At 49.9% G+C, this 20,362-nt stretch carries 17 protein-coding genes and 1 pseudogene; 1 reads left to right on the forward strand and 17 read right to left on the reverse strand.

The features are described from left to right. From OHJ21_RS08910 to OHJ21_RS08935, 6 genes are all read right to left on the reverse strand, one after another. A complete protein-coding gene (locus tag OHJ21_RS08910; protein ID WP_326120884.1) occupies positions 1-729 on the reverse strand; it encodes an NAD(P)-dependent oxidoreductase in 729 nt (242 codons plus the stop codon). A 357-nt stretch (positions 730-1,086) separates the two neighbouring features. Beyond that, positions 1,087-1,419, reverse strand: a complete 333-nt coding sequence (locus OHJ21_RS08915; RefSeq protein ID WP_100537327.1) for a winged helix-turn-helix transcriptional regulator — start codon at positions 1,417-1,419, stop codon at positions 1,087-1,089. 217 nt (positions 1,420-1,636) lie between these two features. Further along, positions 1,637-2,647, reverse strand: coding sequence for a phytanoyl-CoA dioxygenase family protein (locus OHJ21_RS08920; protein ID WP_486019853.1), 1,011 nt, complete (start codon positions 2,645-2,647; stop codon positions 1,637-1,639). 103 nt (positions 2,648-2,750) lie between these two features. Beyond that, a complete protein-coding gene (locus tag OHJ21_RS08925; RefSeq protein ID WP_394055655.1) occupies positions 2,751-3,668 on the reverse strand; it encodes a helix-turn-helix domain-containing protein in 918 nt (305 codons plus the stop codon). Between the two features lie 301 nt (positions 3,669-3,969). After that, entirely contained in the window at positions 3,970-4,161 is a 192-nt protein-coding gene (locus tag OHJ21_RS08930) for an alpha/beta fold hydrolase (protein WP_100537330.1), read from the reverse strand. 160 nt (positions 4,162-4,321) lie between these two features. Further along, on the reverse strand, positions 4,322-4,693 hold the full coding sequence (locus OHJ21_RS08935; protein ID WP_486019854.1) for a winged helix-turn-helix transcriptional regulator: 372 nt from the start codon (positions 4,691-4,693) through the stop codon (positions 4,322-4,324). 233 nt (positions 4,694-4,926) lie between these two features. On the opposite strand from OHJ21_RS08935, the gene OHJ21_RS08940 reads away from it, so the two are divergent. Continuing rightward, positions 4,927-5,505 (forward strand): NAD(P)H oxidoreductase, encoded by a 579-nt coding sequence (locus tag OHJ21_RS08940; RefSeq protein ID WP_486021018.1) that lies wholly within the window; start codon positions 4,927-4,929, stop codon positions 5,503-5,505. A 242-nt stretch (positions 5,506-5,747) separates the two neighbouring features. Here the strand turns inward: OHJ21_RS08940 and OHJ21_RS08945 are convergent, their stop codons facing one another. The 11 genes and pseudogenes from OHJ21_RS08945 to OHJ21_RS08995 all read right to left on the reverse strand — a co-directional run bounded on the left by OHJ21_RS08945 (position 5,748) and on the right by OHJ21_RS08995 (position 20,254). Next, positions 5,748-5,972, reverse strand: coding sequence for a hypothetical protein (locus tag OHJ21_RS08945; protein ID WP_100537333.1), 225 nt, complete (start codon positions 5,970-5,972; stop codon positions 5,748-5,750). Between the two features lie 397 nt (positions 5,973-6,369). Beyond that, positions 6,370-6,693 (reverse strand): DUF1048 domain-containing protein, encoded by a 324-nt coding sequence (locus OHJ21_RS08950; protein WP_100537334.1) that lies wholly within the window; start codon positions 6,691-6,693, stop codon positions 6,370-6,372. A 9-nt stretch (positions 6,694-6,702) separates the two neighbouring features. Further along, positions 6,703-7,050: a DUF1048 domain-containing protein gene (locus tag OHJ21_RS08955; protein ID WP_486019855.1), complete on the reverse strand. Its 348-nt coding sequence runs from the start codon at positions 7,048-7,050 to the stop codon at positions 6,703-6,705. Then, a pseudogene (locus tag OHJ21_RS08960) lies at positions 7,050-7,371 on the reverse strand (PadR family transcriptional regulator). Before OHJ21_RS08960 ends, OHJ21_RS08955 begins: the two are co-directional and overlap by 1 nt. Positions 7,372-7,715: 344 nt before the next feature. Next, the gene (locus OHJ21_RS08965) at positions 7,716-8,978 is read right to left on the reverse strand and encodes an FG-GAP-like repeat-containing protein (protein ID WP_486019856.1); all 1,263 of its coding nucleotides are present in this window, start codon (positions 8,976-8,978) and stop codon (positions 7,716-7,718) included. Between the two features lie 40 nt (positions 8,979-9,018). Then, the gene (locus OHJ21_RS08970; protein ID WP_326120877.1) at positions 9,019-9,816 is read right to left on the reverse strand and encodes a polysaccharide deacetylase family protein; all 798 of its coding nucleotides are present in this window, start codon (positions 9,814-9,816) and stop codon (positions 9,019-9,021) included. A 191-nt stretch (positions 9,817-10,007) separates the two neighbouring features. Then, the gene (locus tag OHJ21_RS08975) at positions 10,008-12,275 is read right to left on the reverse strand and encodes a rhamnogalacturonan lyase (protein WP_486019857.1); all 2,268 of its coding nucleotides are present in this window, start codon (positions 12,273-12,275) and stop codon (positions 10,008-10,010) included. A gap of 57 nt (positions 12,276-12,332) precedes the next feature. Continuing rightward, positions 12,333-13,067 (reverse strand): DUF1961 family protein, encoded by a 735-nt coding sequence (locus OHJ21_RS08980; RefSeq protein WP_486021019.1) that lies wholly within the window; start codon positions 13,065-13,067, stop codon positions 12,333-12,335. 74 nt (positions 13,068-13,141) lie between these two features. After that, the gene (locus tag OHJ21_RS08985; protein ID WP_486019858.1) at positions 13,142-15,742 is read right to left on the reverse strand and encodes an exo-rhamnogalacturonan lyase family protein; all 2,601 of its coding nucleotides are present in this window, start codon (positions 15,740-15,742) and stop codon (positions 13,142-13,144) included. A 269-nt stretch (positions 15,743-16,011) separates the two neighbouring features. After that, a complete protein-coding gene (locus tag OHJ21_RS08990) occupies positions 16,012-18,354 on the reverse strand; it encodes an AraC family transcriptional regulator (RefSeq protein WP_326113547.1) in 2,343 nt (780 codons plus the stop codon). A 304-nt stretch (positions 18,355-18,658) separates the two neighbouring features. Continuing rightward, positions 18,659-20,254, reverse strand: a complete 1,596-nt coding sequence (locus OHJ21_RS08995) for an extracellular solute-binding protein (protein ID WP_486019860.1) — start codon at positions 20,252-20,254, stop codon at positions 18,659-18,661. Positions 20,255-20,362 lie beyond the last annotated feature (108 nt).

Here is a 20,362-nt window from a genome sequence, read left to right on the forward strand (position 1 = left end):
TTAGTGCACCGTAATATTGTTTTGATAGGCTAGACCGACCCTTTTTCTTTTAAACGCTCCCCCGAGCTCAATATGGTCCAGCATACATCTTGCGACATCGTCATAAGTAACATTCAGCTCTTGAAATCGGCTGAACAAGTGACCGGCGATATCTGCCTCGGAATATTCCTTGATCGCCTCCGGTATCGGAACAGGCAAGGTTTCCGTTGTTACATGCAGATGAACCGGCTCTGATTGCTCACTCGAATCCATCATGGTCCCCGGACACATAACGGACCAATCGAGCCCAGTCTGTTGCAGCCTTTCGTAATTCCGATTGTGATTTTTATACTCAGGCGGGAAGCCGGGTAAATGATTTCCGATTAGATCGGTATATGGAATATCCAGCAGTCCCGCTCCTCCCATCATCCATACCCGCCCAGAGAAACTAGGCTCTAATTCACATTGGCTTATAATGGTATCGACGATACGAACAAACTCTTCTCCCTGGCCCGCATGGCCGGCTGCAATAATAGCGGCGTTTTGATGCGCGAGCGCCTCACCGACGCTAACCGGGTCCATCATATCGTCCACGATCACCTTCACATGCTTTGCGGAATGCTCACCTAGCTGATCATAAAGCTTCTCAGCATTTCGCACATAGGCGGTCATTTCATGCCCCATTTTTATCCCTTGTACCATCACTCTTTTCCCTGTATTCCCCGTCGCTCCGAAAACAATAATGTTCATTGTTCTTTCCTCCTCATTCATGGCCCCTAATATTTGGTTAACTCAAGCTTAGCATCGCTTCAAAATGATGTTAAGAACCCACTTTAAAGTAGGGTGCTTACTTAAAAGTAAGCATGACGGAAAGGGATGCCCTAAGAATACGCAAGAGCTCGGGAGGTCGGGACGTCGGGACGTCGGGAATATTCTAAAGACAGATTGGCGACAATCCCACACTATAAGGAGGATTTTTTTGAACTCAAACCCGATAATCAATTCAGATCAGAAGTGCGACTGCAGGCAAACAAAAGCTGCCCGGAATCCCGTGGCAGCTTTTGTTTTGAGTTGATTGAATTCGTGTACAAGTTCATTGAACCAGCTTTATGACGCTGACTCTTGATATTTCCGCTTATTATGATTTTCTCCCCAAGCACACATGACTTCTGCTACAGGAATCAAGGTTCTGCCGTATTCACTAAGAGAATATTCTACTTTTGGAGGGACAGTCGGGTAGACCGTTCGATCGACTATGCCTTCTTGTTCCAAATCTCGGAGATGTTGTGAAAGCATTTTTTGTGAAACATCAGGTATAAGCTTTTCCAGATCGTTAAATCGCTTTTTGGATTCAATCAGATGCCATAAAATCATTGGCTTCCATTTGCCACCTAAAACATGAATGAGTGTCTCAACTGGACATTCACGCTGATGAATCATTGATAAATCATCCCCTTACTTTTAAGTAAGTGCATTACCTAAAATTAACATAACGGTAGCTATACAATCAAGTCAATATTGAAAGTAAAAAGCTACAAGACATTAACGAATGCAGTACTCACCTCCGCCCTACTATCCGTGGAGATGAGATCAAGTTCTTGACTATATCATACACAGGTATAGAGAAATGGTTTGGTGGGCTTTTAAATTTCTACCTCTAGTCCTGTTCTTTTTTCTCCTGTACGACTGGCATCATCATACCGTCATCCATTCCCATCAACGTCACGCTGGATGATTCGGGAATCTCATCGTGCTGCGTAATATCCACCGGGGTATTGAATATCGGTTCCGCATAAGCAAGATGCGTCCGGCCTCGCGCCAAAATCTGGCGGTAGTTCCCGCTTTCGCCCTCATAACCGTCATGGTCCCACGGAACGAACGACCGCGCGTTACAATAATGGCACACATAGGAGCGGCGATAACGGTCCTTCGTTCGGTTCCGATATGAACGGTGGAACAAATGGGAATCAAAGAATAGCACATCCCCAGGCTTCATTCGCACAGGAATCGGAGCCGGATATTTTGACACCACTTTGGATAGCGTGTTGACCTCATCGTCCAGATGACTGACATTCTCAACGGAGTGGAGATCGGTAAAGGCTTCTTTAGCATGAATACTGCCGCTGTTATCCCCTGGCGGTGGGTAGATCGGCTCGTGATTGGAACCGGGGACGACCCACAAACACCCATTCTCTTCATCGGCATCCTCCAGGGCAATCCATGCCCCGATTAGCGTGTCGGGGTGGGTCTTGATGTAATAAGCATCCTGATGCCAACCTTGCCCGCCCTTTCCCGGCGGATTAAAGAACATCATCGATTGCAAAGCATATACGTCGGGCCCAATAAGTGCCTCAAGCACATCCAGAATCCGGGGATGAAGCATCAGCTGCTCCCCTTCCGGATGGACGCGGGAGATCATATGAACCCTCGTCTTCTCGGCAAACTCCGATTTGAGAGGGTCCTTATCTTCCTTAGATGCCTGTTCACGTTTCCCCTCATTTTCAATACGCAGTCTCTCTGCCCACGCTGCATATTGTTCTGTTTCTTTCGGATCCAACAGTCCTTCAACAATGAGGAAACCATCTCGGTGGTAGTGCTTGTATTGCTCTACCGTTACATAAAAACGGCCTTCTCTTAGTTTGACCTTAGGTACATAAGTCTGCCCCATATTGATCCCTCCACATCCATTGATTACCTTAAGTTTGAAGGATTCCGAAAACGTTCTCAATGGGGAGGACACGGAAAACAGTGGACGGATTTGATATCCGTTATCATGTCCGCTCCTGATTCAGAGCGACAAAATGCCGGTTCAGGGGATAAGCGGACTCCTCCTCTTCGATCATGGCCAAATGACGAAATAACGGATCCGCATAGCGATCGCGGAATTCAAGTGCAGTAACACCCCGGGTACGTTTGAACATGCGGGAGAAGTAGTGCTCATCGGCAAATCCGACATCGTAAGCGATTTGTTTGATCGTTCGCTCCGCTTGGATTAATAGCTGTTCCGCTCTCCGTAGACGGCGTTCCAGCAGCGCCTTCTGGGGAGGGATTCCAATCCAGCGGACAAACATCCGGGTAAAGTGCTCATGAGTCCAGCCTGAACTGGCAGCAATTTCTTCAATGGTAATCTGGCGGTGAAGATGTTGTTCCAAATAATCCAATGCCTTGATAATCGGGGCAGGCAGGGTCGAGGAAGAGCGCGAATCGTCTTCATCGATCGCCCGCCATTCCTCTAGGACGCTCAGTAGCAAGATAGCTCCTCTTCTCTGCCAGCCGCCGGGTTTTACATGCACGATCTTGAGCATTTGTTTCAACAGTGAGGGAACAAGACTTCCCCCGGCAATCACCGACCAGTCCTGACATTCCCCTCGGCTATTGCCCTGTTCGCGGAAGGTTTCCCGGAATGCTGCGTATTCGAAGTGGACATATAAATGCCTGGTGGGAACGAACGGATCAAACCGGTACCTATGCGGCTCCCCGGGACAAGTGAATATTATGCCGGGGCGATCCAGCAGAAACTCACCCCGGTCGTTTTCATAAACGGTCCGGGACCCCGTCGGAAAGAATACCAATTCGAAATCATCGATCGTTCGCATCCCCAGAACGGATCCCTTGTTGACGGTGATATCCCCCATGACATGAAGTGCGGGTAGCGTAAGCGACAACGGATAACCCTCCATTCCTTTCATACACCGTAATGTTAGTTATTTTCATAGTTTCCTGCATAAAGACGGCGCTGCTCTTTGTTGCTCGGTTCTTGTCTAGACATTAGCACAAATGGCCAACAACCAACTAATGAATTTTCGTAGAAAGCCATTAGAGTTATCTTTTTCCCCTTCCCTTCCCTTCCGTTTCTCTTCTAGACATCTAATGTCATACGCACCCTGTTTATACCATGCAAAATGAGTTGAACATACTGATCTAATTATGCGGCTTCGTTCTCCCATTCAGCTATAAAATCTTCAACCATACAGAACATCGTCATATCCCTTATTTTTGTTCCATTAAAAAATCATTAACCGCCTGATAATAACCGTTTAAATCGTCGGAGTGGACGCCGTGGCCGCATTCTTCGAACACGATCAGCTTGGTGTTAGGCCTTTTAGCTTCCATCCGTCTCGCTTGTTCGGTACCAAGAATGAAACTCTTCCCGCCGTGAGCATGTCGCATAGGCTTGATCAAAGACATGTCTCCGAAAAAGTGGTCGTCGTTTATGGGGGGAATAAACTTATTGTGCGGTGGCAAGTCACAATAAGGAGAAATATAGGGTCTAATCCGTAATCGCACCATCTTCGTATCATTACGGCGAGAAAACAAAAAAAGCCGCTAATATAGCGACTTTCTAAAACTCTTCCAAAACCTTGGATTTGTCACCATAAACCTTTTCCAGGTGATCCTCTCCCCAATAGCATAAATGGTCTAGCGCGGGCTTTAATCCCCAGCCGTAAGCCGTTAACTCATACTCCACCTTAGGTGGAATCTCTTTATAAACCTTTCGTGCAACAATCTCATCCTTTTCCAGGCCTCTTAGTTGGGTGGTCAGCATTTTTTGCGTAATGCCGGGCATTAACCGTCGAAGCTCAGACGTCCGTTTCCGCCCTGTCATCAAATGATAGATGATTAAAGGCTTCCACTTTCCCCCCATTACTTCTAATGCCGCCTCCACCCCAACTTTATACTTCTTTTGAACGTTATTTTCCCTATTTTCAGTCATCTCTTATTCCTCCGTTAAAAGGCTGTGTTTTTGCTAGGAACATTAAGATTGATTCATTTCATTCCGTTTTTCAGGTAATTCTCTAGGGCACTTCCATGTTTCTATGGCACCCGTATCATCCTATAGAACTTGAAAGTGCGTACTTCCAGGTTATTTTATTACTGTTTATAATAGCATCAGCCATTGATCGTGGCTACAATTTAGCTGTTGAGAAAGGCAGTGAAGATACAAGTATGAGAGTATTAAGCGTTGTTTCGCACCCAAGAAAAGATTCCCTGACCTTTAAGGTTGCCGATCGTTTCGTAAAAGGTCTTGCCGATGCTGGCCATGACTATGAGATATTGGATTTACACGGGATTGGCTTTGATCCTGTTTTAAAAGGAGTAGATGAACCGGATTGGTCAGCTGAGAAACAGTCCTTTTCCCCTGAGGTAGAAATGGAAATAAGGCGAATGAAGGAGCATGATGCCTTGGCATTTATTTTTCCAATTTGGTGGTGGCATTTGCCAGCCATGCTAAAAGGTTATATTGACCGTGTATGGAACAATGGGTTTGCGTACGGTTCGAACCAGCTTCATCATCAGCATATCTTGTGGATTGGTTTGGCGGGTGTTTCGAAAGAACAGATGAACAAGCGTAACTATGATGAAATGATGACTCATCTGCTCAATGTGGGAATTGCAGATTATTGCGGTGTATCCAATTCCAAGGTTGAATTTTTATACGAGACTTTGGATTCTAATCCCAAGCATTATGAGATGCTGCTTAACCAAGCTCATCACTTAGGCTTGAATTATGCCAAGGAGCTGTAACCTCTAAGTTAAGTCTGCACGATCTGATTTACGTTATTATGCGTTTACGCTGCATGAAACCTCAAACAAACCTCCTGCCCTCTGATAAGAGGGTTGGAGGTTTGTTTGCAGTCGTTAATAGATTTTTGTTATAGCACTGCATTTCATATCATTCTCGGAAATAGAGGGAACATAATGGTGAAAAATAAATTTTGACGGAGGAGCATTATTCCTGCAGCCTCTTGTTTATCGTTGTTGAGCTCTTAATCCTCAGATGGATCCTCATCCATGCCGACGGCTGAATCAAATACACTGTCCTGTGGAACGCTTGTTAGATCCAGCTTTTGCTTCACCTGGTGGTTGATATTCCCATACCAGGCCTCAAAAGAGTCATCCAACTGCTCTTCTCGATTACGATCTTCGTTCACATCCGAATCCACTTCGATTTTATTACCTAATACCCCATAATCGTCTTTGGGATGGATCATACCCTGCTTCAGCTCCTTTGGTATACGGATACTTTAAAATTCCCTGTTAAACCAATTCTATACAGTTTCTGTCCAATATTTGTTGTTCAAAATCTTGTTAGCAGCAAGATGATTAATTTGTATTCTCTCTTGCTTCAACCACTTCCGATAATTTCCAGTTGGTCTAATACTATATTTTCAGTCTAGTAACCCGTTGGACGAGAACTAATTATCGATCCAGATTGGGTTGAAAAAGTTACTTTGGGTAAGGAAAACGAAATTCGTACGGCGTCAACTTTAAGTGATCAAACATCCTTAACATTGGGTTAGCGCGCCTAAGGCGCGCTTTTTTAAATCTCATATTTGACACTTCTTGACTTTCACTTTCTACACGACTTCGTTTTATCCGAAACCTTTTTCATGCCTTGTTACCTTTTTGGTCTACAGATTCTTGATAGATGTCAGCGTAAGTTTTTGAATCTTTGATTAGATCATCGCAAAAAGCCGCTACGTCACTGCCTGTCACTTCGAGCACGCCTTTTTCCAATGCCGCGCCCTCTTCAAAAAGATCGATAATTCCCGAGAGCAAACCCGTCCCGCTGGTTAACTCAACAGGGCCGACCTTAAAGAGATATTTTTGAATCTCTTTATAAACAATCTGATAATCTTGCGGGAGTGCTTTGACACGCGCCACATGCGCTCGCCACTCTCTTTTGCCTTCAATGATATCTTGTATTCTCATTTTATCCTCCTATTTACCTAATTTTTTAGCGATATTATTGTTGAGCTGCTTACGCCACTTGTCACGAAAAGACTTAGCCCCTTCCTCGCCGGCCAGCGCTGAACAGAACCCTTTGATATCATCACCCAAAACCTCTTGGACACTCTGACCGTCCGCCGCCGTTTCTTCGAGCAGGCCAAGTACACCGTCAAGAATTGGCATGAGGTTACGACCGGTGAAATCGGAGTGCGGCCAAAGATTGGCATTAATTTTTTCCCATGCCGCTTGATAATCAGCCGGCAGCTTTTGGGCTCGCGATTGAAAATTTTTCATTTCTTTAGTCATGTCGCTACCGGTGATTTTTTCCCAAAAATTCATTATTTTTTCTCCTTTAACTCGTTAATTTTTGATGAAACAAACTCCCATTTTTCCCAGAACCTACGCAGCACCTCGCTCCCCACGTCGTTGATCGCGAAAAACTTTCGCGGCGGTCCCATATTGGAAGGCTTCTTGGTGATTTTCACCAACTTGTTTTTGTAAGCCGGATCAGGATGGTGTACACCGCTCCCTCCACAACATCTGTGAAGCCGAGGGCGTTCAGCCGCCGCGTGATTTCGCAGCCGTAGATTTCTATGCGGTATATAAAAATTCAAGGACACAGCACTCAAAGCACCCATTGCTATTCTGTAACACTGGTATAAAGTGTTACTTACTACAGCTATAAAGTAACACGTAGTAGATGGATTGTCAATAGCGTTTCTTTTGACACGGATTTTATGTTTTCAACTACCCGTTTAGAAAAAGCTTTTCGTCTACCATCATTACGACTCTATTCGTAATTTTCCATGGAAACGTCAATGCTGGAACTGGGGTCGGCTTCGGAAACGGTGTAATTTGCCGCCCCTCCCCTGTATCCGTATTGCCGGACATACTTATAACAAAAAAGCCGCATATCATGCGACTTTCAAAGTAATCAAGTTGTTGTCGTCCGACACAAGTTCTCCTTCCCCTCATCGTCGCCGTTAATACTAATAGCTTGCAAATTAGAACATGGGAACTTCCCCGCCCGGATACAATGTCGAGTTGGACAAGCGTTTCGGCTGCGGCAGTGGGATACCTGAAGGGAGCTCGCTCAGATCCGCAGGTTTGCTTGAATATATGGACGCTGTTTCGCTGTTGTAAATAATGACTTGCTCCGTACCGCTGCCCCATAGGTCGGCATGGACGGCATAACCCTCGGAAGGAAACTCCACGACGGCGTTCATATGACCGTCATACAATGTTGGGAAGATGCCCCCACCGCGACGGTATGCCAAAATATAGTCTGGGGCGCCTTCCGCCCACCCGCTCAAGGGCTCGATAATCGTAAGCCAGCCGGGTGTTTTGCGGTCTTCTTTCCACACCTCTTGTCCGCTGCTGTCCAGCAGGAATAAGGCGTCTTTGCCAATGAAGCCCTTGCCGTCGTCTTCTCTCACGAGCCGATCCAATCCGGCAATTTGAGTTCCCGGCAAGTCGCTTCGGAAGCGCCCGAGCGCTATATGTTGTGACTCGACTGAGCCTTCGTATCGCCATAATTCCGTGCCGTTACGGTCATACATGACCGTAACGCTGCCTCCGATCACAAGCTCCGGCTCTCCGTCGCCGTTTACATCACCGATCCAAATGCAATCGGCGTGATCGTCCAATTCGCGGCAGCTCCATAACGGCGTGCCGTCATGGTCCAGCAGCGTATAACCGGCCATCACTTCGTCGTATCCATCGCCATCCAAATCGTATGCCCAAGGGAAATGGCCCGGGTTGCCCTCGTGCGTCCAGAGTAAATTGAAGTTCCGGTCCATTGCCCACATGCGGTGATAACGATCCTTTAGAATGAAATCTCGTCCATGCGGGCCGCCCGTCAAATTCGCAATGATTATGCAGTCGTGCGCCTCAGGGTCCGGGAGCTCATGGGAAGACCTAACGCTTCCGTCGTGCCCGTTAATGACGATGAGCCGGCTGTCCATAACACACAGCACCTCCAAACGGCCGTCTCCGTCGATATCGACAATTTGTGCGGGATAATCCGAGCCTTGACTGCCTGCTCCTGGATCCGGCTTTCCCGTCTGCCAGAGCAGATTCCCCTCCAGATCGAACGCAGTGAGGCACTGCACCTGATGGGGAATATAACGAACGTCCTGGCGGTTGTCGGGCTGCACGAGCAGCATCTCCATCCGGCCATCTCCGTTTAAGTCGCCGAGCAGCATTTTACAGCGTGGACCTGCCGCCCGTATATCCAGCATGCCGATGAGCAAAGGTTCTTTTGTCATCACTTGGTTCATCCGATATCCCTCCATTCCTCTCTTCTCATTACAACTTGATTTGCTTGCCGCCTTTCACTTCGACGATCTCTCCGTCCACGTTCAACCAAACACTTAACGCTGAAGGGTTGTAGACGAAATCCAAGTCAGCTGCAAACTTCAGTCCTTCGAATGCCTTGGCGTAATCAACAAACTCAATGTTTGTACAATACCAAATATCCGGATGGCCTCCCATATAGGTGCCGAACTGTTCCATAAGCTCCCAATTGTTATCATTATCGAATTCGTAGCTGTGGCCCCATACGTACATCAGATACAGGTATTGCTTTTTGTGCAAGCTGACGAAGGTTTCCGCATGCTTCATCAGCTCACGATTATGATGGCATGTCGGCTGCCATTCCAGAAAATCGTCCGGCATTCCGAAATGCCCTGAACCGGCAACGACTCTTGCATATTCTATGCCCAGACCCGGCAGCATCTCTTTGATTCTGCGATTGTAAGAGCCGTTCGGATACGACATCCCTCGCACCGCATAGCCCACGATACGTTCCAGATGACGCCGATCTTCCATGATTTCGTGCACGATTTGCTCGTTCGGGCAGCGAGCGATCGTCGGATGGGTCAGCGTATGCGCCGACACCTCATGACCATCATAGAGCGTTTTGACCTCATCTGCCCCCACCCTATCCGGCGTTCCGAGTAGTCCGGAATTGATATGAAAAGATCCTTTAAGCCCATACCGGTTAAATATGTCTACCAGCCGCCGATCGGCGAAGCGGCCGTCGTCGTAACTCATCGTTAACGCTTTGTGCCGCCCTTCCGGAAAGCACATCAAAATGTTCGGCATCCTCTTTCCTCCTTTGCGTATATGCTCCACTGCAGGCATACTTCTGCAAATTTCCGTATTTGGATATGAGCGGAGCCAGCAGACGGATAACCTGGTTTCAGTGAGAAACGGCCCGAGTTCGAATCGTCTACCCTCTAGCTATACGAACCAAAGCATTTACATCAACAAACATGGATGACCCTCACGGGTCGTTAGTTGCAATTACGTTCGCATACACGGGGTAGATATAGACTTGGGATTGGAACCTTCGCCCAATCGATGTCGGATGCAAAATAAAAGCTTGCGTAGCAGGGCTGGTTATATACGACATTCTGCCATGCGATACCGGTTCTGTACTGCGCATCATGCATTAACGTATACAATTTGCGGTCTGTTACCTCGGTGCTCAGGTAGATCCGAATCGCCGAGCTATCCGTTGTTCGGACCAGCAGCTCTTCTCTCCAATCTCCGAAAACGTCAGCGACAAGGCAAGGATTTCCCTTCGTTCCGTTATTGGAAACCGTGCCTTCTGCTGTAAGCAGCCTGCCTTGTTTCCAATCGTCGATCGTAACAGGCTCGTCAAAGCTGCCGTTAATGATCTGGGTTGTCATGTTGGCTGACCACTTGATACTCATGTTCGTGCCCGGAATCTGTTTTGCAATTTGGTCTCCTTTACATGTCCTCAAACCGAAGGCTTCATCGCTTTCATAACCCTCGCTGCACCATGTTTGAAGACCCCTATGGTTCGGATCAACCTGTCCGATCATCCCGCGCCCCACGTCATCGATTGCGAAGCCGCCGTACAATACCTCGCCAGTAGCCGCATCACGCAGCGTGTATCCGTAAGGTCCCGAGTCGCCGCTTTCATGCACCATGAAAATCTCCAATCCCTGCCGGTCTGGATCAACGTTCGCTACATGAAGGGCGTCGCCATGACCAAGCTTGGCGATTTTACCAGGTGCCTTGCTTTCCGGTGGCATTATGCCCCGGGAGCTGTATAAAATGGATCCGTCATGGTCAATGGTAGCGGCTCCGTAAATAATTTCGTGGCAGCCGTCTCCATCCACATCTGCAATGCTTAAGGAATGCGCCCCTTGTTTAGCGAGGCTGCCAAAATTCTCATTTCGGCCGTCTTCCTGACGAAGCGTATCATGAAAAGGATTATTCATCGAAACCCAGCCGCTGTCAACGAACCAGCTCTCCTTCAAGCGTGTTCCATCCCAAGCGTAGGCTGCAACAGCAGCTCGAGTATAATAGCCGCGAGCAAAGATCGCAAACGGTTGTTTACCGTCCAAATAGGCTACGCCTGCTAGAAATCGATCCACACGATTGCCTGGCTCAATGCGATTCCACGAGTAATCCCCCCACATCAGGCCATCATCATGTCGTCCCGGTTTATAGTGGATCGTCTCCAATTCTTCGCCTGTTTGTCCATGAAACACGGTTAAATACTCTGGCCCATCAAGAATGAATCCCTCAAATGACCTCAAGTTGTTGCGCCCGCTCCGATGGGGAGCATACACGTCGAGGAAGTAATCGGCAAGCTGCTCCGCATCCTCCCTTGACAATGGATAATTGTAACGACGCTCGATCCCAAAGCACTCTTCAAGCGTGGAGGGCCATCGCTTCGCCACGACCTCCTCATGCGAGTGCCAGCGCATGAACATATGGACAATATGCTTATAGTAGTCCATGCTGCTCATTCGATAGTCGTCCTGATGACTGTACCCGGCAGCTATATCCTCCGGAAGCATGGTTATATAGGTTTCGGAGGATACTCTTCCTTCCTGATCGTACCTTATGACCTTTGTACCGGGTGCTGACTTAAACATCAGCTCGGCTTTCCCGTCTCCGTCAAAATCATAGACCAGAAACTGTGTATAGTGAGCACCCGCCCGAATGTTCACACCAAGCTCAATCCGGTAGAGCAGCGTTCCGTCCAGCTTATAGCAGTCGATGTATACCGGACCGGTGTAGCCGGAATGCGATACATCCTTTGCATTGGACGGATCCCATTTCACAAAGTACTCATATTCACCGTCGCCATCTACATCACCGACGCTCATATCATTTGCCGCATAGGTGAAGATTTGGCCAGTCGGCGTGACTCCGTCAGCCGGTTTTCGCAAAGGTAATTCATAGTATGGACCCACCCAGGGAGTGACGTCGGCACAACGGTCAACTTCCCGTCCATCCACAACTGCACAAACATAATAAACCGATGTTAGCGTCCCGCCGGGGTCCAAATAGTTGGTACTGTCGTGGATAGCTGCGATACAGGCGCCATTGCGATACAGGTTAAAATGGGTGCCGATCATTCCGTTACCGCTATAGCCGGTCACTTCATTCCCGAGCAATCTCCAGCTGAGAAATATTCCTTCCGTTGTCGCAGCTGCAACCAACCCCCGGTTCAGATATTCCAGCTGCATCCCGGATAACTTCTTTGCATCATACTCGTGCTGCTCATGGACGGTTTTCATAAATAGACACCCCTCCTTAATGGGCTTTGGCAGTAATTATGGAGATCGCTGTGAAAATTACAGTTTGCTTTCGGCATAAACGGTCAAATTCGCATATTCTCCAATCATAGGCGCCATCTGGCGGAAACCAAGCTTTCCGCCAGCGATCGGAAGCCCGTACGTCTCGCCGTCGTCTTCCCACAAGAAAACCGGAAGGTTGTTAATGGCAAACGTAATGCGGTGGCCGTCCTTGACGATGAGCATCTTATATGGTCCGACAGCGTCCATGACGCTTGGAATCGGGTCGGCACCTTGCGCGACCAGGTGGAAACCGTAGCTTTTACGCAAATTGCATGTTTGAAACTTTCGCTCCTCCGCCCACTTCCTCCGGAAGTAAGAAACATGGAAGGCATTCATTTCGCCGTGATGATACTGGACGTATTCTCCTGTCCGTGGCTTAATTGAAGAATCGAACAAATCCCTGCCTTCCGTGCCGCTTGCGCTAAAAAACATAATCGCCAGGCCCGGCTCGCGGACCGGCCAAAAATCCCATGAGATAGCAGCGTCCGCCGGAAAATCCTCCGGGCACCACAGCACGAAATTGGCGCGCTGTCCCTCCGCCTCGTCGCGGACGCTTTCGAGCCGCATCCGTCCCAAAGGAAACGTAACGGCTGCTTCTCCCTCCATCCGAAAATCCGCGACATGCTCGGGCTTGGCGAACGGGTTTGCATATATCGCACGCCAACTTTCGGGAATAAGCGGGCTTTTAGCAGCATGCATGGCCCCTGTTTCGGTTGGTTGACCCGTTGTCATCGTATTCATGCTCCTTTCTTCCCAGGTCTGGGTTATCGCACTTCTGCGACGAGACGAGCGGTAACCGCGCTGCGTTAGACATTAGCTTCCTGGCGGGCCAAGCCTGTATGGTCAGGCAATGCATCGGGGATCAGTTCCAGGCTAATGATCGTGTTCAGCGACCATTGCGACGCCTCGTTCGTGTTCATCCAGTCAATCTCCTTCAGCTCGTCAACGTACGTAACATCAGCTCCGTCTTTCTTGAGGTCGGTCGTGGCAAAAGGATGCTTCAGCAGCGTCGACCAGACAAAATCGGCTGTACGTTTATCCTTACGGTACCAAGCGCCGTAAGCGACGAGGGCCAGCGTCAGGACGGGATGCTCAAACCGTTTCGTGTTGATCGCACCGCCCGTGATCCGATCCTTTTCTTCCTGCGAGAGATTATAGAAAACACCGAAATCGGCCATCATTTCATCCCACTGCTTATCCTTCAGCATGCCGGACAGCTCGAACCACACCTGCGGCGCGCCCATGCATAACGCCAGATGGCGGCCCCAATTGTCGTCGCCCATCGACGTGAGCAAGCCGGTATTCGGGTCATAACCGTAAGTCGGACCGGAGATCAGACCGAAATTCGCCTGTTTAATGCATTGAATGCCGGCAAGCAGTTTGTCGCGGTAAAACGTATCCTCTTTGCGCTCCCAACGGGTCATCCAGTTGGAGCTGAATGCCGCCCAATCCGGACCGACCCGGATATGTGTCTTATGCTCGTCCTTCGGAAAATAGGCGCGCATCGGGTCGATATGAACGGTCGTATAATCAGCGTCCTTTGCCTCGTCCATCATGTCACCGATTCGCTCGTCTCCCGTCAAATAATAATAGTATCGGTGCAGGCCGGCCATGCCGATCCGGGCTTCCTTGCAGCCGCAGCCCCAATGGACGACGTTATGCCGGGAGCCGAGCCCGGCGTATTCACCGAAATGATAGACGTCGACCTCGCTCGTATGGCGCGTCATCGCCTCCGCCATCCGGAAAATATCTTCGCGTCCGGAGCGCAAAAACATCAGCCACAGCCACATGTTCGGAACCAGCTCGGTATTCTGCCACGCACAGCCGCCGAGGTCGTAATTCCAGACGTGACGGGCCGGATCGTAGCTGTGCATGAAATCGCCGTAATCCCAGAACCCGTACCAGCGCCGCTGCTCGACCTCCCGTTGATAGAAGGCGATGATGCCGTCCAGCTTCTCTTCAAGGTAAGCCTTGGTGGGCGCTCCCCGGTCCGGCAAGCTCCAGATGCCGAATGCGCCCTGGCTTCGTAAATAAGCAGGCTCGCATACAAGCTGCGGCGGCGATTCGTTATAGCTCGCATATGCCTCTAACTCAACCGGCGACGGCGTCGACGTCCGGAACCAGATCGTCAGCTCGCTCGTATTGCCGATGCCGTAAGGTGTTGCACGCAATTCTTCTGCACCTTCGTAAGAAGACTCAACATGCGTATCCGTATCGTAATGGCGCATGTCCATGGCCGGCGCTTCCGGCGACCAGAACCAGGCGGTCAGCTGCGCCTCGTCCTCTGTAAGGCCGTGTGCCTCCAAGCCGGAAGGATGCTTTTGCCAGAAATTACGGATCGCAAGAGCCAAACCACCGCCTGGTCCGCCGACGTACGCGACCCCGCGTGATCTGCGGCCTTCGGCGGCTTTGAGCCAGCTGCAGCCTGCCTTGGTCCGCTTGGCCATCAGGTAATGGTCGGCTGAGAACTGTGTCGCCTTAAAGCCGTCCCAGCATGCGGAGTCGCCCAGCAGGCTCATGAAGTATTCGTCGTCCATGTCTTCGTCGGTCAGCGTTTCCCCGCTGAGCTGACGCTTGAACAGCTCCAAATATTTGCCTGTTGTGCGCCGCGAATGGAGCGTTTTCGGCGATTCGCTTAAAAAACCGGTATCACCTGCGAACCGAATGTGGCGGTTGTACAGCGGCCCACGCATCGGCAGCCTGAAACGGATACCGAGTCCCTTCACGAAATCCTGATTCGGATTGCCGTCATAAAAAAACGTATGCACGATCCGGATCGACTCCAGACCGGCGTAAGCGTACAGGCGAAGCGAAAAAGGAAGCCATTCACCGGTTCCGTTTACGGCCCGGTGTCGGCCCGTCAGCTTGACGACCGCTCGTACCGGACCTGCCTGCTCCACCTTCGCCTCGTAGATTTGGGAATGATATCGTTCTTCCCGGATCGTTCGGCTGCCGGTCAGCTCGCTTATGCTTTCCTTGATGGCAATCAACTCGCCGCATGAGCTGATGCTGACGCCATTACGGTGAACATCCGCGATCATTTGGCTGCCCTTTTTCGGTACCCGAAAGGAAAGAACGCCCGTGTCGATGGTAAAGCCATCCTCCGTCTCACGTACGGACAACGAAGCCGCTGCCTTGAAAAGTTCGGGATATCCCTTCACGATGGAGTATCCCTGTGGTGCACCAGCCTGAAAAGCAGCTGCATGCGCCGTCCATTTGACGCTGCCGTCCGGCCAATAAGCAGTCGGCCAGCTTTGCAGTGCGGGGGCGGTGCCTTCCTCCATGTGCAGCGACAAGCGATCGTCCCGCGAAAGCTCTCCCTCCTTCCACGGCATTCCCCATGTCACCCCAGCCGGAATATCTGCGGCTGCCTTTAACCAACGCAGTGTGACTCGCGTGTCGTTCATGGAATCATCTCCTAAACGTTTTGTTGGTTTCCGTCTTGCTGCAACGCCCTCATTGTAGAGAGCCGCAGCTTTCCCGGCAATGGCACTTTCTTGATGACATCCGCCGGCCTATATTGCACGTTTTCGTGAGAATTGCACTTTATTGCACGATAGGGTTCTTATAGTGCCCTGGTGCTTCGCGGTCTTGCGCATCACAACAAAGCCGGCAGCGGTCGTATCAAGAACCTGCTGCCGGCTGCTCCTCCGATTTTATTTCTGCAATACACTTCCTACTCCGCCCGGCTTAGTTCACGGTAACGGGTGGGCGTCATGCCCTCGAGCTTTTTAAAGATCCGATTAAAATAGCTGTGCCGATATCCGACTTGTTCGGCGACCGTGTTAATTTTCATCTCCGATTCCCGAAGAAGCTCCTTCGCTTTATCCATGCGCAGCTCGGTCAAATAATCGATAAAGTTTTTGCCCGTTACCTGTTTGAATGATTTGCTCAGGAAAAACGGGTTCGTGCCGATGTGTTCAGCGCAATTGTCGAGCGAAATGTCACGCATATAGTTTTGCTGCAAATAAATCATGGCTTGCTCGATCAGCCGTTTCACCTGGCCATCCGTCCTGCTCGTCAGCTCCTTCATGAAGGGGGCGATCACCTTCACTTGGAACCATTCCCTTGCACCTGCAGGCTCTTTGACCTGGGAAAGCTGCTCATACAGATTGGCGCCCTTGAACAGGCGATTCGGCTGAATGCCGGATACGAGAATCGCATGCTGAACGGAACCTAGCAAATGAAGCATTCCCTGCTGAACGTCTATCGCTTTAGCCCCTTTAGCGGACAGCGCTTTCTGGAACTCGACGAGCAAGGCATGGGCGTCCGCTTCCTGCCCGGTCCGAAGCGCCTGAAGAAATTCTCTTTCCAACGTAAACGGATACTGCGGTTCGGACGAGTCCTCAAAATTCAGCTGTTCCATTTCGATGATCTGGTTGTCGTTATCGAATTTGCGGAAGCTGGCTGCGTGCTTCACACCCTCAAATGCGAGCGGGATGTCGCTCACACGAGTGGTACCCCTGCTGATCGCCACCGTTACCACCATGTTCAGCAATCGATTAACCGTCTGTGCCAGCTCTTCGCTGAACGATTTGATTGCTTCCGCATATGGCTCCCCTTCCGGCAAGATCAGCAGCACTCCCGATCCAAGATCATGGAAGTTGATCGTGCTGCTTTGCTCGAAATACGAATCCGCCAGCTCTTCGATCATGTTGACGGACGCAAAGGTGACCAGTCCCTCGTCGCCAAACTTGAATTTCCCTTCCATGCTCGCAATTCCGGTAAGCTGTACGTACAGCACGACAAACTGCTTGCCGCATACCTGCCATTTATAACGCTCCATCCTTGACCGCAGATCCTCCTCCGTATAGGCGTACAAATAGCCGTGCAGCAGTTGATGGAGAAAGCTTTCCTTCACGTGCGGCAGCTGCTCGAGCAGCTTTGCGTTCAGCTCTCGACTCTCCCTGTTTAAATGCTGCCATTGCCGCTCAATTAGCGTGAACTCGTCCTCCCGGCCTCCTCCCGCCAAGGAGGCACTCGGCAGCAAATCCATCATCAGCCGTTTGACGGGCAAGTACATGCGGATCGATGCAAGCCAAGCAAGCAGCATTGCCAGCAAGAGAGCGCTCAAGCTAACCGTCAAAATGACTTTGGAGATAAAAACGACCGGGGCCGTAATATTGGTGATCGGCGAAGCCGACACGTACAGCCAGTTATCCATGATCCGTGCGAAATAACCGTACGTGACCGCATAGGTTTTGTCGTTCCATTCATAAAGAAACGAACCTTCCGTGTTCCCGTTTGACTCGACCTCGCTCCTGACTGCCTTTACAAACATCGAGTCGATCGAGCTCCCGTTAGCGGATACGTATAGATCTCCACCCGGCTCCATGAGAAAGTTTTCGCCGTCGGCATAAGGTGTAATGGTCTGCAGCGCCTCCGCAACTTGTTCGTTGTCCAAGCGAACGATCAAAGCCCCCATCGGTTTTTGGCTGCCGCCGGGAACAAGATGTACAAACGTCAATTCCCGTTTTCCCGGCTGATCGGGATCAAGCGTTAACTGTGTCCAATACGTCGTTTTTCCCGCGTCGAGCAGACGGTCGTATAGCGATATGACACTTGCGTCATTCAAAGCGGAATATTCCGGATAAAACAATACTGGCTGGCTTCCGTGCAAATAGAGGCTGACGTTACGAATCATCGTATTGGAGCCTTGCATGACGAGCAGCGTATTCGTAATATCGCGGGTCTTCTCGAAATCGCGCACGAAGTCGCGATCGCTGAGCGAATAATCGAAGCTCGTATCGAATGCCCAATGCGCCAGCATCATTTCGAGATTGGACAGCTGTTTATTCAGGTTCTGCGACCGCTGCTCAATCTGGTTATTATGGAGCTTCAACAGCTCCTTTTCCAGCTTACCACCCGCCATCGAATAAACGAGAACCCCCGTTATGATGCCGGGAATACCGGCAACGAACAGGAACATGATGAAGCTTTTCCTATAGAAGCTGCCGGATCTGCCGGATAAGCGGGCCAATAACGTCTTCCATCCATTCATCGTCTGCTCACCAACCATATCTAAAATTAGTTTTGCCTTCCTCGTCAGGCGGTTCTTTGCCCTTTCAGATATGTAAGCGTATTCATAAAACTAAAAAAAACGACTTCCTTAATAAGGATAACGCGGTCCTATCCATAAAACCTGCATATTTTCAGAGTACATTGTTCAAAAAACAGAGGAATCCAAATCAACACCATAAGGCGTGTCTTGGCTGCTTATCGGATACATTCACTTTGCTGGCCCCCTGGAAAGATAATTTTTATAGAGAAAAAAGAGGCACCAGGCCTCTTTTTCCTCTGAACGTAACTTAGAATGACTTCACCTAGGATTTGGATGCTGCGTACAGCTCGTTGATTTCTTTAACGTAATCGTCCCCGCCTGATTTTTTCCACAATTCAATTGCATCGCGCCAGCCTTGCTCGTCGATTTGGCCGACGATGAATTTAATGCGGGCGTCGTTAATAATATTGCCTAGCTGTTGTCCTTTTTGCGAGTACACCTCAGAAATAAACGGCTCCGCCGGATTGGTGACGATCGTTTCCCGGTTTTTCATTTGGACCTCTGTTTGCTTTAATCGAAGTGGCGTCTGAGCCACCTGCAGTCCTTTGCCTTCCGGAATGTAAGGTACCATTTGGTTTAGCCCTTCGACTTCCGACTCGAGGAGCACCGAATCCGTGCTTCTTTCCAGTGTTGTATCATCGATTTTTGTATAATGCACGCCTTCAAGCCCGAAGCTGGTCAGTGTCTGCAGGTCAGGCTCGTTCAGTTGGTCTAGAAATTTCAAAATGCGGTCGACCTCCTCCTCGGTCTTTACACTCGACTTCGGAATGGCCAATAGGCCAGCAAAACCGGAGGTAGGCAGCGTACGAATTTGTCCATCCGTACCGGTTACGGCGCCGAACACGTCCATGTAATGCTCTCTTGAGTCTGTACCTGCTGCCACGTTCGCCGCCTTGATTTTGTCATCAACTCGAGCCGCTCCGTCCACGACGTCGATAATCACGCCGGCTTGCCCGTTAACGAGCGGATCCGTCCACTTCGCCGAGTCCATGACGGCAAAATCTTGGTTGACGAGTTTTTCGTCATACAGCTTTTTCATGAACTTGAGCGCTTCGAGATATTCGTCGTATTCAAACTCCGGTACGAGCTGACCGTCCCTTTCACCCCATACATTAGGTGCACCGAACCACAGTTTGATCTGGTCGAAGCCCGCTCCCCAGCCGGCCGTCCATTTCACCATAACCAGTCCGTAGGTGTCATCCTTGCCGTTGCCGTCCGGATCCTTCTCTTTGAACGCTTTCAGCATGTTGTAAAAATCATCGATCGTTTTCGGCTGCTCAAGGCCGACGTTCTCCAGCCAATCCTGGCGGTAATAAACGCCGTTGCGGCCAAGCTCGCGTCCGCGATATACGCCGTACGTTCTGCCGTTAATCGAGGAGTTGTTCAGGATGACTTCATTGGCCTGGCCGAGGTTTGGATAATTTTTGAGCTTGTCGGTCAAATCCCAGAACGCCCCCGATTTCACTGCGCTCACGAAGCTGGGACCCTTCGAGTCGGGTACGTAAATGATTTTCGGCAAATTGCCGGATGCGAGCGTAATGTTGAATTTGTCGGCATACGAAGCGTTAGGCACCCATTCGAAATGAATGTCCGTGCCCGTCAGCTTCTCGAGCTCGGCCGCTACGGGACTGTCGTCCTTCGGATAGTTCGTTTTAAAAATCGGGAGCATGATGTTCAGCTTAAACGCCTCTTGCGATCCTGCGGAAGCGCTTGCAGGCGGAGCCGCCGTCGAATTGTTGGAAGAGTCTGCGCCCCCATTGTTTTTGCCGGACGAGCAGCTTGCCAGCAATACGATGCAAACCGTGCCTAGAATTAGAAATGTGGAAGCACGCTTCGCCTTCATTGTCTTTTTCTTCATTAAATAGCCTCCCTTTATTATTAGAATCATATTGCAAAACCGCGCGAGCTCCAAGCAAAACAATCCGTGGGTCTCGGTATAAACAGCAGAGCCAGGCGGAATCACACA

Origin of the sequence: Virgibacillus sp. LDC1 (assembly GCF_025792345.1) — a bacterium.
In the GTDB taxonomy this organism is placed as follows: domain Bacteria; phylum Bacillota; class Bacilli; order Paenibacillales; family Paenibacillaceae; genus Paenibacillus_AQ; species Paenibacillus_AQ lautus.

Excerpts from the sequence above, each read along its gene's own strand:
- OHJ21_RS08910 (WP_326120884.1), bottom strand. The coding sequence starts at position 729 with ATGAACATTATTGTTTTCGGAGCGACGGGGAATACAGGGAAAAGAGTG.
- OHJ21_RS08915 (WP_100537327.1), bottom strand. The coding sequence starts at position 1,419 with ATGATTCATCAGCGTGAATGTCCAGTTGAGACACTCATTCATGTTTTA.
- OHJ21_RS08920 (WP_486019853.1), bottom strand. The coding sequence starts at position 2,647 with ATGGGGCAGACTTATGTACCTAAGGTCAAACTAAGAGAAGGCCGTTTT.
- OHJ21_RS08925 (WP_394055655.1), bottom strand. The coding sequence starts at position 3,668 with ATGAAAGGAATGGAGGGTTATCCGTTGTCGCTTACGCTACCCGCACTT.
- OHJ21_RS08935 (WP_486019854.1), bottom strand. The coding sequence starts at position 4,693 with ATGACTGAAAATAGGGAAAATAACGTTCAAAAGAAGTATAAAGTTGGG.
- OHJ21_RS08940 (WP_486021018.1), top strand. The coding sequence starts at position 4,927 with ATGAGAGTATTAAGCGTTGTTTCGCACCCAAGAAAAGATTCCCTGACC.
- OHJ21_RS08945 (WP_100537333.1), bottom strand. The coding sequence starts at position 5,972 with ATGATCCATCCCAAAGACGATTATGGGGTATTAGGTAATAAAATCGAA.
- OHJ21_RS08950 (WP_100537334.1), bottom strand. The coding sequence starts at position 6,693 with ATGAGAATACAAGATATCATTGAAGGCAAAAGAGAGTGGCGAGCGCAT.
- OHJ21_RS08955 (WP_486019855.1), bottom strand. The coding sequence starts at position 7,050 with ATGAATTTTTGGGAAAAAATCACCGGTAGCGACATGACTAAAGAAATG.
- OHJ21_RS08965 (WP_486019856.1), bottom strand. The coding sequence starts at position 8,978 with ATGACAAAAGAACCTTTGCTCATCGGCATGCTGGATATACGGGCGGCA.
- OHJ21_RS08970 (WP_326120877.1), bottom strand. The coding sequence starts at position 9,816 with ATGCCGAACATTTTGATGTGCTTTCCGGAAGGGCGGCACAAAGCGTTA.
- OHJ21_RS08975 (WP_486019857.1), bottom strand. The coding sequence starts at position 12,275 with ATGAAAACCGTCCATGAGCAGCACGAGTATGATGCAAAGAAGTTATCC.
- OHJ21_RS08980 (WP_486021019.1), bottom strand. The coding sequence starts at position 13,067 with ATGACAACGGGTCAACCAACCGAAACAGGGGCCATGCATGCTGCTAAA.
- OHJ21_RS08985 (WP_486019858.1), bottom strand. The coding sequence starts at position 15,742 with ATGAACGACACGCGAGTCACACTGCGTTGGTTAAAGGCAGCCGCAGAT.
- OHJ21_RS08990 (WP_326113547.1), bottom strand. The coding sequence starts at position 18,354 with ATGGTTGGTGAGCAGACGATGAATGGATGGAAGACGTTATTGGCCCGC.
- OHJ21_RS08995 (WP_486019860.1), bottom strand. The coding sequence starts at position 20,254 with ATGAAGAAAAAGACAATGAAGGCGAAGCGTGCTTCCACATTTCTAATT.